General features: G+C 63.2%; 14 protein-coding genes. 7 read left to right on the forward strand and 7 right to left on the reverse strand.

What is annotated here, in order from left to right:
- Positions 1-14 precede the first annotated feature (14 nt).
- The 5 genes from P5703_RS16080 (at position 15) to P5703_RS16100 (ending at position 3,465) form a co-directional block, all read left to right on the forward strand.
- A complete protein-coding gene (locus P5703_RS16080; RefSeq protein WP_013982065.1) occupies positions 15-1,043 on the forward strand; it encodes an RnfABCDGE type electron transport complex subunit D in 1,029 nt (342 codons plus the stop codon).
- A 1-nt stretch (position 1,044) separates the two neighbouring features.
- Entirely contained in the window at positions 1,045-1,818 is a 774-nt protein-coding gene (gene rsxG / locus P5703_RS16085; protein ID WP_125851178.1) for an electron transport complex subunit RsxG, read from the forward strand.
- Positions 1,815-2,528, forward strand: coding sequence for an electron transport complex subunit E (locus P5703_RS16090; RefSeq protein WP_013982063.1), 714 nt, complete (start codon positions 1,815-1,817; stop codon positions 2,526-2,528). Before rsxG ends, P5703_RS16090 begins: the two co-directional genes overlap by 4 nt.
- A gap of 10 nt (positions 2,529-2,538) precedes the next feature.
- Positions 2,539-3,177 carry an endonuclease III gene (nth, locus tag P5703_RS16095; RefSeq protein WP_017244341.1) on the forward strand — a complete coding sequence of 213 codons (639 nt, stop codon included), beginning with the start codon at positions 2,539-2,541 and terminating at the stop codon, positions 3,175-3,177.
- 108 nt (positions 3,178-3,285) lie between these two features.
- Positions 3,286-3,465: a PA3496 family putative envelope integrity protein gene (locus tag P5703_RS16100; protein WP_019407287.1), complete on the forward strand. Its 180-nt coding sequence runs from the start codon at positions 3,286-3,288 to the stop codon at positions 3,463-3,465.
- Positions 3,466-3,505: 40 nt separating this feature from the next.
- Here P5703_RS16100 and gloA read toward each other — a convergent pair whose 3' ends face one another.
- From gloA to P5703_RS16115, 3 genes are all read right to left on the reverse strand, one after another.
- Positions 3,506-3,898, reverse strand: coding sequence for a lactoylglutathione lyase (gloA, locus tag P5703_RS16105; RefSeq protein WP_013982060.1), 393 nt, complete (start codon positions 3,896-3,898; stop codon positions 3,506-3,508).
- A gap of 95 nt (positions 3,899-3,993) precedes the next feature.
- Positions 3,994-5,211, reverse strand: coding sequence for an argininosuccinate synthase (locus P5703_RS16110; protein ID WP_011912385.1), 1,218 nt, complete (start codon positions 5,209-5,211; stop codon positions 3,994-3,996).
- Between the two features lie 84 nt (positions 5,212-5,295).
- Positions 5,296-6,189, reverse strand: coding sequence for an OmpA family protein (locus P5703_RS16115; protein WP_014596042.1), 894 nt, complete (start codon positions 6,187-6,189; stop codon positions 5,296-5,298).
- Positions 6,190-6,352: 163 nt separating this feature from the next.
- On the opposite strand from P5703_RS16115, the gene pyrC reads away from it, so the two are divergent.
- Together pyrC and rnt are read left to right on the forward strand one after the other, a co-directional pair.
- Positions 6,353-7,396, forward strand: coding sequence for a dihydroorotase (gene pyrC, locus P5703_RS16120; protein WP_013982058.1), 1,044 nt, complete (start codon positions 6,353-6,355; stop codon positions 7,394-7,396).
- Positions 7,393-8,067, forward strand: a complete 675-nt coding sequence (gene rnt / locus P5703_RS16125; protein ID WP_125875679.1) for a ribonuclease T — start codon at positions 7,393-7,395, stop codon at positions 8,065-8,067. Before pyrC ends, rnt begins: the two co-directional genes overlap by 4 nt.
- Before the next feature lie 100 nt (positions 8,068-8,167).
- Here the strand turns inward: rnt and thrC are convergent, their stop codons facing one another.
- From thrC to P5703_RS16145, 4 genes are all read right to left on the reverse strand, one after another.
- Positions 8,168-9,577, reverse strand: a complete 1,410-nt coding sequence (gene thrC / locus P5703_RS16130; RefSeq protein ID WP_013982056.1) for a threonine synthase — start codon at positions 9,575-9,577, stop codon at positions 8,168-8,170.
- Between the two features lie 70 nt (positions 9,578-9,647).
- A complete protein-coding gene (locus tag P5703_RS16135) occupies positions 9,648-10,952 on the reverse strand; it encodes a homoserine dehydrogenase (RefSeq protein WP_013982055.1) in 1,305 nt (434 codons plus the stop codon).
- A gap of 102 nt (positions 10,953-11,054) precedes the next feature.
- The gene (locus tag P5703_RS16140) at positions 11,055-11,543 is read right to left on the reverse strand and encodes a GFA family protein (protein ID WP_279641616.1); all 489 of its coding nucleotides are present in this window, start codon (positions 11,541-11,543) and stop codon (positions 11,055-11,057) included.
- A gap of 104 nt (positions 11,544-11,647) precedes the next feature.
- Entirely contained in the window at positions 11,648-12,376 is a 729-nt protein-coding gene (locus tag P5703_RS16145; RefSeq protein ID WP_014596038.1) for a thioredoxin fold domain-containing protein, read from the reverse strand.
- Positions 12,377-12,400: the final 24 nt, after the last annotated feature.

Consider the following 12,400-nt stretch of genomic DNA (forward strand, 5'->3'; position numbering starts at 1 on the left):
TCACCGGAGAGCCAATGGCCCTGCCCCGCATCACCTCGCCCCACGCCAAGGGCGCCAACCGTACCCAGCGAGTCATGCTGCTGGTGCTCGCGGCCACCCTGCCCGGCGTGGTCGTGCTGACCTGGCTCTACGGCGCCGGCACGCTGATCAACCTCGCCTGGGCATCGCTCGCCGCACTTGCCTTCGAAGCGGCGATTCTCCACCTGCGGCAGCGGCCGGTGGGCTTCTTTCTGCGCGACGGCAGCGTGCTGGTCACCGCGGTGTTGTTGGCCTTGGCGCTGCCGCCCTATTCGCCCTGGTGGCTGACGCTGATCGCCACCGGCTGCGCTGTGGTGTTCGGCAAGCAGCTGTATGGCGGCCTGGGCCAGAACCCCTTCAACCCGGCGATGATCGGGTACGTGGTGGTACTTATCTCCTTCCCGGTGGAGATGACCACCTGGCCGGTGCCGCACAGTGTCGGGCTGAGCGCCGGTCTGCAGCATATCCTCGGTATCGCTTCGCTTCCCGACGGCTGGACCCAAGCCACCGCCCTGGATGTGCTCAAGGTGAACAAGAGCCTGACCATCGACGAACTCTGGCGCAACCCGGCCTTCGGCCACTTCGGCGGCATCGGCTCGGAAGTGGTGAACCTGGCGTTTCTCGCTGGCGGCCTGTTCCTGCTGCATAAGCGGCTGTTCAGCTGGCACGCGCCAGTCGGCATGCTCGGCGCGCTGATGCTGATGAGCCTGGTGTTCTGGAACGGCTCGGGTTCGGATAGCAACGGTTCGCCGCTGTTCCATCTGCTCAGCGGCGCCACCATGCTCGGCGCTTTCTTCATTGTCACCGACCCCGTCAGCAGCGCCACCAGCCCACGTGGACGCCTGATCTTCGGTGCTGGTGTCGGTGTGCTGGTATACGTCATCCGCGCCTGGGGCGGCTATCCGGACGGTGTCGCCTTTGGCGTGCTGTTGATGAACCTTGCCGCTCCCACCATCGATTACTACACCCGCCCGCGCACCTACGGCCATCGCAAGGCCGAGCGCGGCTTCAAGCTGGGCGAATGACATGATAGTTCCGGAAATCAGCCGTTCGATGCTGAAGAACGCCACGGTGCTGGGCTTGTTCGCCATCGTCACCGTGGGCGCGGTGACTCTGCTGCAACAGGGCACTGCCGAGCGCATCCAGGCCGCTGAACGCGCCGCCCAGGTACGTGCGCTGGGCGAGATCCTCCCGACTGGCAGCTATGACAACCATCTGCTCGATGACAGCGTGCTGGTTCAGGATCGCCTGCTTGGCAACCGAAGCCCATTGCCCGCCTATATCGCCATCAAGGATGGGCGCCCCTCCGCAGTGATCCTCCAGGCCATCGCTCCGGACGGCTACAGCGGCGCCATTCATCTGCTGGTGGGCATCCATGCCGACGGCCGGGTGGCTGGCGTGCGAGTCATCGGCCACCGGGAAACACCCGGGCTGGGCGACAAGATCGAGCTCGCAAAGAGCCCCTGGATTCGAAGTTTCGACGGCAAGTCGCTAACGAACCCGGCGGCCGATGGCTGGGCGGTGAAGAAGGATCGCGGTGAGTTCGACCAGTTCGCGGGCGCCACCATCACACCACGCGCGGTGGTCGGCGCAGTGCATCGTGCCTTGCAGTACTTCGATGCACACAAGGCCGAACTACTGGCAGCCGAAGGCGCGACGGCCGACGCGACCGGGAACGCCCTGGAAGGTCGCAGCGAACCAGACGAAGCCACCGTGCATTCGCGGGCCGGCAGCGCCGCCACGCGCGACGAATTACGCACCACCGAGCCGGCCGCCAAGCCGCAAAGGGATCAGCCATGAGCACACCCAGCTACCGCGAACTGACCGTCAACGGCCTGTGGAAGAACAATCCGGCGCTGGTGCAGCTGCTCGGTCTCTGCCCGCTGCTCGGCGTCAGCAACTCGGCGGTCAACGCCCTCGGCCTTGGCCTGGCGACCATGCTGGTACTGACCTGTTCGAATATCGGTGTCTCGCTGGTGCGAGGCGTGGTCAACACCGCGGTGCGCCTGCCGGCGTTCGTGATGATCATCGCCGCGCTGACCACCTGCATCGAGCTGCTGATGCAGGCCTTCACCTACGAGCTGTACCAGATCCTCGGCATCTTCATCCCGCTGATCACCACCAACTGCGTGATCCTCGGCCGGGCCGACGGCTTCGCTGCGAAGCACAATCCGCTGATCGCCGGCTTCGACGGCCTGGTGATGGGTATCGGCTTCTGTCTGGTGCTGGTGGTGCTGGGCGGTCTGCGCGAGCTGTTCGGCACCGGCGCGCTGTTCGCCAACATGCACCTGCTGTTCGGGCCGGTCGCCAGTGACTGGCAGATCACCCTGTTCAGCGACTACAAGGGCTTTCTGCTGGCCATCCTGCCGCCTGGCGCCTTCATTGTGCTCGGCCTGCTGATCGCCCTGAAGAACCGTATCGACCAGCACCTCGCCGAACGCGCCAGCGCCGCGCAGCCAGTCGCGCCTGCGGCCAGCCGCCGAGTGCGGGTGACCGGTGTGATCGAGTGAGTGCACCGCGATGAATGCCGAGAAACGCCGGGAAATCTTTCGCCGCTTTCATGAGGATAATCCGGAGCCGAAGACCGAGCTGGCCTACAGCACACCCTTCGAACTGCTGATCGCGGTGATCCTCTCGGCTCAGGCCACCGACGTCGGCGTGAACAAGGCCACCGCCAAGCTGTTCCCGGTGGCCAATACCCCGGAAGCCATCTATGCCCTCGGCTACGACGGCCTGTGCGAGTACATCCGCACCATCGGCCTGTACCCGAGCAAGGCGAAGAATGTCATCGAAACCTGCCGCATCCTGATCGAGCAGCATGGCAGCCAGGTGCCGGACAACCGCGAGGCGTTGGAAGCGCTGCCAGGGGTGGGTCGCAAGACCGCCAACGTGGTACTGAACACCGCCTTCCGCCAGTTCACCATGGCGGTGGATACGCATATCTTCCGGGTCAGCAACCGCACCGGCATCGCGCCCGGCAAGAACGTGCTGGAGGTCGAGCGCAAGTTGATCCGCTTCGTGCCAAAGGAATATCTGCTGGACGCGCATCACTGGCTGATTCTGCATGGTCGCTATGTCTGCAAGGCGCGCAAACCACAGTGTGGCAGCTGCAGGATCGAAGACCTCTGCGAGTACAAGCACAAGACATCTGACGATTGAGCGGATAGCAGAAAAGCTCGCCCCATGATTGAAAAAAACTTTTTTACCGGCCCCGAATTTGCCGCTATAAGGTGCGCCAAGAGCGCCCCGTAGCCTTGGAGTGAACAAGTGGCCGAGAAAGAAGATATCCAGATCGAAGACGATTTCATCGCCGAAGATGACGACGAGAGCAGCGACGCCCCTGTCGAGGTGGCCAAGACCAATCTGACCAAGCGCCGGATCATCGACAACCTGCTCGAGGAACGACGTCTGCAGAAAGAGTTGAACGACTTCGACTTCGATCTGTAAAAAGAAAAAGCCCCGAAAGGGGCTTTTTCATGCTTGCCGCTCAGTCGGCCCGAGTCGGCGATAGAAGCTCGATCTTGTAGCCGTCCGGGTCCTCGACGAAGGCCAGGATGCTGGAGCCATGCTTCATCGGCCCAGGCTCACGGGTGATCTTGCCACCACGTGCGCGGATGTCTTCGCAGGCCTTGTAGACATCTTCGACTTCCAGGGCGATATGCCCGTAGCCGTCGCCCAGCTCGTACTTTTCCACGCCCCAGTTGTGAGTCAGCTCGATCACGCTGTTGTGCGCCTCGTCGCCGTAACCGACGAAGGCCAGGGTGAATTTGCCTTCCGGATAATCCTTGCGGCGCAGCAGGGTCATGCCCAGCACTTCGGTGTAGAAGGCGATGGACTTCTCCATATCGCCGACACGCAGCATGGTATGCAGCAGTCTCATGATTCAGGTCTCCTCGTTCGGCAGCGCTTGTGGCAGTGCAGAAAGTACAACCCCGGCACATGGCCGGGGTCGGTTGGCTCAGGCGCGTCAGCTTATCAGAACTGGGTGCGGCCCTTGCCCGCGGCGATGCGCATGCGCAACGCATTGAGCTTGATGAAGCCGCCAGCGTCGGCCTGATTGTAGGCGCCGCCGTCTTCCTCGAAGGTCGCGATATTGGCATCGAACAGCGAATCGTCCGACTTGCGGCCGACCACGATGACGTTGCCCTTGTACAGCTTCAGGCGCACCACACCGTTCACGTTGACCTGGGAGGCGTCGATCATCTGCTGGAGCATGCTGCGCTCGGGGCTCCACCAGTAGCCGTTGTAGATCAGGCTGGCGTACTTGGGCATCAGCTCGTCCTTCAGGTGCGCCACTTCGCGGTCGAGGGTGATCGACTCGATGGCGCGGTGGGCCTTGAGCATGATGGTGCCGCCAGGGGTCTCGTAGCAGCCACGGGACTTCATGCCGACATAGCGGTTCTCGACGATGTCGAGGCGGCCGATACCGTTCTCGCCACCGATACGGTTCAGCTCGGCCAGGACCTGAGCCGGCGTCATGTCCTTGCCGTCGATGGCGACGATGTCACCCTTGCGGTAGGTCAGCTCGATGTAGGTCGGGGTGTCCGGCGCGGCTTCCGGGGACTTGGTCCAGCGCCACATGTCCTCTTCGTGCTCGGTCCAGGTGTCTTCCAGCACGCCACCCTCATAGGAGATGTGCAGCAGGTTGGCGTCCATGGAGTACGGCGACTTCTTCTTGCCGTGGCGCTCGATCGGGATGGCGTGCTTCTCGGCGTAGTCCATCAGCTTCTCGCGGGACAGCAGGTCCCACTCGCGCCACGGAGCGATTACCTTTACGCCGGGCTTGAGTGCATAGGCGCCCAGCTCGAAACGCACCTGGTCGTTGCCCTTGCCGGTGGCGCCGTGGGAGATGGCGTCGGCGCCGGTCTCGTTGGCGATCTCGATCAGTCGCTTGGCGATCAACGGACGGGCGATGGAGGTACCCAGCAGATACTCGCCTTCATAGACGGTGTTGGCACGGAACATCGGGAAGACGAAATCGCGGACGAACTCTTCGCGCAGGTCATCGATGTAGATTTCCTTGACGCCCAGGGCTTGAGCCTTGGCGCGGGCCGGCTCGACCTCCTCGCCCTGGCCGAGGTCGGCGGTGAAGGTCACCACTTCGCAATTGTAGGTGTCTTGCAGCCACTTGAGAATCACCGAGGTGTCCAGGCCACCGGAATAGGCCAGAACTACCTTCTTAACGTCCGCCATGCCATCAGCTCCACGGGTTATACGGAAAACCTGCGATTCTACCGGTCACGGGGCTGCTTTTACAGGGGCGCGGCGGTCGCGCGGTCAGGAAGATGGCGCCGCTGTTTCGGTCGAGTTCGCCGCGGCCGCTGCCTCGCGCTCCAGACGCAGGGTGACTCGCCGGTTCTTCGCCCGGTTGGCTTCGCTGCTGTTGGCCACCAGCGGATAGCGCTCGCCATGGAAGCGCACGGTGATCTGCTGCTCCGGCACGCCATTGGCGATCAGGTACTCCTGCACCGCCAGCGCCCGGCGTCTCGACAGATCACGATTGACCAGCCGATTGCCGCTGTTGTCGGAATGGCCATCGAGCTGGATGCGATTCACGCTGGGATCGGCACGCAGGTACTGCAGGATGATGTCCAGCTTGGCACGCCCCAGCGCATCGAGCGCTACGTCGCTGCTGGGGAAGCCGATCTGCGATTGGCGCACCTGATCGAAGTTGACCGGCAGCAATTTCGCCGTGCAGGCGCGGTAGTCTTCGTAGGCCTTGGCGAAACGCGCCGGCAGCAGGCGGATCTCCAGCGCATCGCCGCCATGCAGCGTGCGATGGCGCACCACCGGGCTACGACCTTCGAGCAACCCGCTGAGCAGCCGTCCGGCCTGCGCCTGGGTGCTGTTGAACGGGATATCGCCACCACCCACCGACACAACCCCCAGATTGATATCGCTGCGTGAAGGCTGCCACGGCGCGGCAGCGGCCAGCAGCGTCGCCGAACCGGTACTCAGCCAGCGTTCCGGGGAATGCAGGCGGAAAATTGCCTGCTCGCCGGCCCGACGCACGAACTGGCCGCTGCCAAAACCGGCGATGGGCTGGATCAGCCGACACTCGAACTGATCGCCCTCCACCTGCCACTGCACCCGCTCCAGCCGAGTCTGGAATGTCAGGGCGTTGGCCGGTGAAGCGAGCAGGCACAACAGTACGAGGGGGCGCAGGCGCACGGTGGGCTCCGGGAGGATGCTGGTTCCATCTAGGTATCGGTGCCCGGTCAGCAAACTTGAGCGTTGGGTGGCGAGGGTCGACCGCCGCAGACGAAGGCAAGGTGCCCCGCCCGGGCTTTTCCGGTAGCATTCGCGCACGTTTCACCCGCCTGGAAAGCCCCGCATGTCCGACCGACTCACCCTGCTGCGCCCCGACGACTGGCACATCCACCTGCGCGACGGCGCCGCCCTGCCCCATACCGTCGCAGATGCGGCTCGCCAGTTCGCCCGCGCCATCATCATGCCGAACCTGGTGCCGCCGGTGCGCAACGCCGACGAGGCAGAGGCCTATCGCCAGCGCATTCTCGCGGCCCGCCCCGCGGGTAGTCGCTTCGAACCGCTGATGGTGCTCTACCTCACCGACAGTACAACTCCGGACGACATCCGCCGCGCCAAGGCCAGCGGCTTCGTCCACGCAGCCAAGCTCTACCCGGCAGGCGCCACCACCAACTCGGCCTCCGGCGTCACCGCCATCGACAATATCTTCGGCGTGCTGGAAACCATGGCCGAAGTCGGTCTGCCGCTGCTGGTGCACGGCGAAGTCACCCGCAGCGAGATCGACATTTTCGACCGCGAGAAATACTTCATCGACGAGCAGCTGAGCCGCGTCACCGCTCGCTTCCCGACCCTGAAGGTGGTCTTCGAGCACATCACCACGCGTGATGCCGTGCAGTTCGTGCAGGCGGCCGGAGCCAACGTCGGCGCCACCATCACCGCGCACCATCTGCTCTACAACCGCAACCACATGCTGGTGGGCGGAATCCGCCCGCACCTGTTCTGTCTGCCGGTGCTCAAGCGCAACCTGCACCAGGAAGCCCTGCTGGACGCCGCCACCAGCGGCAGCCCGAAGTTCTTTCTCGGAACCGACTCAGCACCCCATGCGCAGCATGCCAAGGAAGCCGCCTGCGGCTGCGCCGGCTGCTACACCGCCTTCGCGGCCATCGAGCTGTATGCCGAAGCCTTCGAGCAGCGCCAGGCGCTGGACAAGCTGGAACCCTTCGCCAGCCATTTCGGTCCTGATTTCTATGGCCTGCCGCGCAATACGGATGAGATCACGCTGGTGCGCACGGAGTGGAACGTCCCGGCCAGCCTGCCGTTCGGCGAACAGGTCGTGGTCCCGTTGCGCGCTGGCGAACGCCTGCACTGGCGCCTGGAGAGCAATGCATGAGCGAGGAACACTTCGAAGACGAACTCGAGGAGCACCTGCCCGACAAGCCCCGCTCGCCCATGGCGCGGCGCTTCCGCGGCTTCCTGCCGGTGGTGATCGATGTCGAGTGCGGTGGATTCAACTGCGCGACCGATGCACTGTTGGAGATCGCCGCAGTCACCATCGGTATGGACGAACAAGGCCTGCTTTACCCGCAGGACACGCTGTTCTACCGGGTCGAGCCCTTCGCTGGCGCCAATATCGAACCGGCCGCGCTGGAGTTCACCGGCATCAAGCTCGATCACCCGTTGCGCATGGCGGTACCCGAACAGCAGGCGCTGACCGACATCTTCCGCAGCGTGCGCAAGGCGGTGAAGTCCGCCGGCTGCAAGCGTGCCATCCTGGTCGGGCATAACAGCAGCTTCGACCTGGGCTTCCTGAACGCTGCCATTGCCCGCTGCGAGATCAAGCGCAACCCCTTCCACCCCTTCTCCAGCTTCGATACCGCCACCCTCGCCGGCCTCGCCTACGGCCAGACCGTGCTGGCCAAGGCCTGCCAGGCCGCGGGCATCGATTTCGACGGTCGCGAGGCGCATTCGGCCCGCTACGACACCGAGAAGACCGCCGAGCTGTTCTGCGGGATCGTCAATCGCTGGAAGGAAATGGGCGGCTGGGAAGAGTTCGACGACTAGCACCGCCCGATGCCGATGTGCGAGGCGACGTTTGTCGCTCGCCCCACTCCATAACGAAAAAGGCCAGTCACATGACTGGCCTTTTTTACATCACCGTCCCTTAGAGCGGCTTGCCGCGATTGCCGTGCTGGCCGACGAAGGCCTGCACCGCCTTGAGCTCGTTTGGCAACACCGTGCACCGCTCGCTGCGCTCGAACAGGTCGGCAAGGTGCGCCGGCAGCGCCAGCGCCTGACCGATACCGGCCTTCTCCACCGCATCCGGGAATTTCACCGGATGCGCGGTGCCCAGCGTGACCATCGGGATGCTCAGGCTACGACGGCATTCACGAGCGGCGTGCACGCCGATGGCGGTATGCGGATCAAGCACCTCACCGGTCTCCTTGAACACCCGGGCGATGGTCGCGCAAGTCTGCTCGTCGTCCACCGCCAGCGAATCGAAGAGTCGACGCGCTTCGGCCCAGCGATCCTCTTCCACCGAAAGTCTGCCGCTGGCGCGGAAGCCATCCAGCAGATCGGCTACGGCCTTGCCGTTGCGACCGTGCAGGTCGAACAGCAGGCGTTCGAAGTTGGAGGACACCATGATGTCCATGGACGGCGACAGCGAGGGATGCAGCGTGTCCTTGTCGTAGTGATTGCCGGACATGAAACGGTGCAGGATGTCGTTGCGGTTGGTGGCAACGATCAGCTGATTGATCGGCAGCCCCATGTTGCGCGCCAGGTAGCCGGCGAAGATGTCACCGAAATTGCCGGTCGGGACCGAGAAGGCGACCGAACGCGCCGGGCCGCCCAGCTGCAGTGCGGCATGGAAGTAGTAGACGATCTGGGCCATGATCCGCGCCCAGTTGATCGAGTTGACTGCCACCAGGCGGGTGCCCTTGAGGAACCCCTGGTCGGCGAAGCTGGCCTTGACCATCTCCTGGCAGTCATCGAAATTGCCTTCGATGGCGATGTTATGGATGTTGTCGCCGAGGATAGTGGTCATCTGCCGGCGCTGCACTTCCGACACGCGCTGATGCGGGTGCAAGATGAAGATATCGACGTTCTCGCAACGGCGGCAGCCTTCGATGGCTGCCGAACCGGTGTCACCGGAGGTGGCTCCCATGATCACCACGCGCTCGCCACGCTTGGCCAGCACGTAGTCGAGCAGACGGCCGAGCAGCTGCAGGGCGAAATCCTTGAAGGCCAAGGTCGGACCGTGGAACAGCTCGAGTACCCACTCGTTGCCGTTCAGCTGGCGCAGCGGGGCAATGGCGCCATGGGCGAAAACGCCATAGGTCTCTTCCAGGATTTTCTTGAAGTCGGCATCCGGAATGCTGCCGGCAACGAATGGTCGCATGACCCGGAACGCCAGTTCGTGATACGGCAGGCCGGCCCAGGAAGCGATTTCCTCTACGGTGAAGCGCGGCAGGTTCTCCGGCACGTAGAGGCCGCCGTCGCTGGCCAGACCGGCCAGCAGCACATCTTCGAAATTCAGGGCCGGTGCCTGGCCGCGGGTGCTGATGTAGCGCATTTTTCTCAACCTTCGATTTGGGCCTGGACGCCTGAAGCCGCTGGGCCTCCCGGCGCTCGCTCGGCTCCTGTTAATTCAGCTGTTCGACGCGGATGCGTACGACCTTGTCCACGACGTCATCGAGCCGCTCGAGCGCAGCGATGGCGTCGTCAATGCGCTGCTCCACGACCCGATGGGTCACGAGGATCACCGGAACCAGGCCGTCCTGGACCTCGGCTTCCTTCTGCATGATCGACTCGATATTGATGCCGCGCTCGGAAAGGATGGTCGCCACCTGTGCCAGCACGCCCGGATGATCCTTGGCCTGGATACGCAGGTAATAAGCGCTTTCGCAGGCGGTGATCGGCAGGATCGGATGGTCGGACAGCGAGTCCGGCTGGAAGGCCAGGTGCGGCACGCGATTGTTCGGGTCGGTGGTCAGCGCGCGAGTGACATCGACGACGTCAGCAACAACGGCCGAGGCAGTCGGCTCCATGCCGGCTCCGGCACCATAGTAGAGGGTGCTGCCGACGGCATCGCCATTGACCATCACGGCGTTCATCACGCCATTGACATTGGCGATCAGCCGGTCGGCCGGAATCAACGTGGGATGCACGCGCAGCTCGATACCTGCCTCAGTGCGACGAGCGACGCCCAGGTGCTTGATGCGATAGCCCAGGGCCTCGGCGTAGTTCACATCGGCGGTGGTCAGGCGTGCAATGCCCTCGGTATAGGCCTTGTCGAACTGCAGCGGAATGCCGAAGGCGATGGATGCCAGGATGGTGAGTTTGTGGGCAGCGTCGATGCCTTCCACGTCGAACGTCGGATCGGCCTCGGCATAGCCGAGCTCCTGGGCTTCCTTGAGCACGTCCTCGAAGGTGCGGCCCTTCTCTCGCATCTCGGTGAGAATGAAATTGCCGGTGCCGTTGATGATGCCCGCCAGCCAGTTGATGCGGTTGCCGGCAAGGCCTTCGCGAATCGCCTTGATCACCGGGATACCGCCAGCCACCGAAGCCTCGAACGCGACGATGACGCCCTTTTCGCGCGCCTTGGCGAAAATCTCGTTGCCGTGCACAGCGATCAGTGCCTTGTTCGCAGTGACCACATGCTTGCCATTCTCGATGGCCTTGAGCACCAGTTCCTTGGCTACCGTGTAGCCGCCGATCAGCTCGACAACGATGTCGATTTCCGGGTTGTTCACGATATCGAAGATGTCGGCGGTGATAGGGGTCGAACCGGTGTCGCACTTGGAATTAGGGTGACGAGTGGCAATCTGCGCAACCTCGATTCCACGCCCGGCACGGCGGGCAATCTCCTCGGCGTTGCGTTTGAGCACATTGAAGGTACCGCCACCGACGGTTCCCAGCCCACAGATGCCAACTTTCACCGGTTTCAAGCTGAACTCCCCATTCACAGCGAAACGACCGGACCTGCCGATCGACAAAAGAGTCGCACATTACGAAGGGAGCAGCTTTTAGTCAATCAGCCACGGCTAGCGCTACAGCCGTCCAAGCCCCAGTCGCTCATGCCACTGCGCGAGGGATTCGTCCGGGTACTCGGCGAAACAGCGGTCCCCGGGCAGGATATGGGGCTCGACCCAGCCGGCCTTGGAATCGAGCATCAGATGCGTATGCTCCGGCGGAACCGGCAAGTCGCTGTCGATGGCCGAGGCGAACGGATGCACCAGGTCCGGCCAGCTCGGGTCCCACAACCACAGTGCGCTACCACAAAGGCGGCAGAAATGCCGGCGCCCTTCGCTGACGCGCGTTCCGCCGTCCGCATCGGTCAGCCTCGCCCGATAGATGCCGAGATGTTCACGCCCATCGATCTGGAGCGTGCGATAGTCGCCACCCAGATTGATGGCGAAGCCGCCGCCACCTGCCGTCTTGCGGCAGATCGAGCAATAGCAGCGCATGAAAGGATAGGGCTGTGCGGATTCGAGCGTGAACCGCACGGCCTGACAGTGACAGGAACCTTCGAGCTTCATCGCGACCACCTTCGTTCAGTACCGAAGGGTTTGAACGCGGTCAGCTGCTCAGTTCCGCTGCCGATCGTCGGACCGGCGCAACCGGACCGATGGGCTATGATCGATTACTTGGCCGCAGCGAGCGCCACCTCTGCAAGCTGCGCCGCTGGCTGATAGCCAGGGATCATTTGACCGTTGGCGAGAATGATGGCCGGCGTACCCTGCACACCGATCATCTGCCCCAACTGGTATTGTTTGGCGATCGGGGTATCGCAACTGGCTGCCGGCAGTTCTTCACGAGCCTTGGCCTTGTTCATGGCATCCTGACGATCCTTGGCGCACCACACACTGGTCAGGGTATTGGCACCGTGGCTGCCCATCCCCTGGCGCGGGAACGCCACGTAGCGCACCTCCACACCGAGACGGTTGAGCTGAGGCACTTCGCTGTGCAGCTTCTGGCAATAGCCACAATCGGTATCGGTGAACACGGTGATATGGGTTTTCGGCGCTTTGGGTGCGAACACCACCATCTCACTCGCCGGAATGGCGTTGATCTGCTTGGCCACCGATCGGCTCTGCGCCTGCTCGGTCAGGTTGACCGCCTGCCCATCCTTGAACTGGTAGAGATAACCCTGAATGACAAACTGACCGTCAGCACTGGCATACAGCTGCCGCCCGCCTTCCAGCTGAACCTGATACACCCCCGGCATCGGGCTCTCGGCTACCGCCTCGATCGGCATGTCGGGCTGAATTTTCTGCAGCGATTGACGTATTGCCTGATCCGGATCGGCGGCCATTGCAACGGTGCTGACCAGACCAATTGTGGCGGCAGCGAACATACGAATCACGCCCATGGGAACTCCTGGCAGCGACGGTCA

This window comes from Stutzerimonas sp. FeSN7 (assembly GCF_030263795.1).
Taxonomy (GTDB): Bacteria; Pseudomonadota; Gammaproteobacteria; order Pseudomonadales; family Pseudomonadaceae; genus Stutzerimonas; species Stutzerimonas stutzeri.

Bases quoted from the DNA above. Each gene is read 5' to 3' on its own strand.
- pyrC (WP_013982058.1), top strand. From the start codon at position 6,353: ATGTCCGACCGACTCACCCTGCTGCGCCCCGACGACTGGCACATCCAC.
- P5703_RS16080 (WP_013982065.1), top strand. From the start codon at position 15: ATGGCCCTGCCCCGCATCACCTCGCCCCACGCCAAGGGCGCCAACCGT.
- rnt (WP_125875679.1), top strand. From the start codon at position 7,393: ATGAGCGAGGAACACTTCGAAGACGAACTCGAGGAGCACCTGCCCGAC.
- P5703_RS16110 (WP_011912385.1), bottom strand. From the start codon at position 5,211: ATGGCGGACGTTAAGAAGGTAGTTCTGGCCTATTCCGGTGGCCTGGAC.
- thrC (WP_013982056.1), bottom strand. From the start codon at position 9,577: ATGCGCTACATCAGCACCCGCGGCCAGGCACCGGCCCTGAATTTCGAA.
- rsxG (WP_125851178.1), top strand. From the start codon at position 1,045: ATGATAGTTCCGGAAATCAGCCGTTCGATGCTGAAGAACGCCACGGTG.
- P5703_RS16090 (WP_013982063.1), top strand. From the start codon at position 1,815: ATGAGCACACCCAGCTACCGCGAACTGACCGTCAACGGCCTGTGGAAG.
- nth (WP_017244341.1), top strand. From the start codon at position 2,539: ATGAATGCCGAGAAACGCCGGGAAATCTTTCGCCGCTTTCATGAGGAT.
- gloA (WP_013982060.1), bottom strand. From the start codon at position 3,898: ATGAGACTGCTGCATACCATGCTGCGTGTCGGCGATATGGAGAAGTCC.
- P5703_RS16140 (WP_279641616.1), bottom strand. From the start codon at position 11,543: ATGAAGCTCGAAGGTTCCTGTCACTGTCAGGCCGTGCGGTTCACGCTC.
- P5703_RS16145 (WP_014596038.1), bottom strand. From the start codon at position 12,376: ATGGGCGTGATTCGTATGTTCGCTGCCGCCACAATTGGTCTGGTCAGC.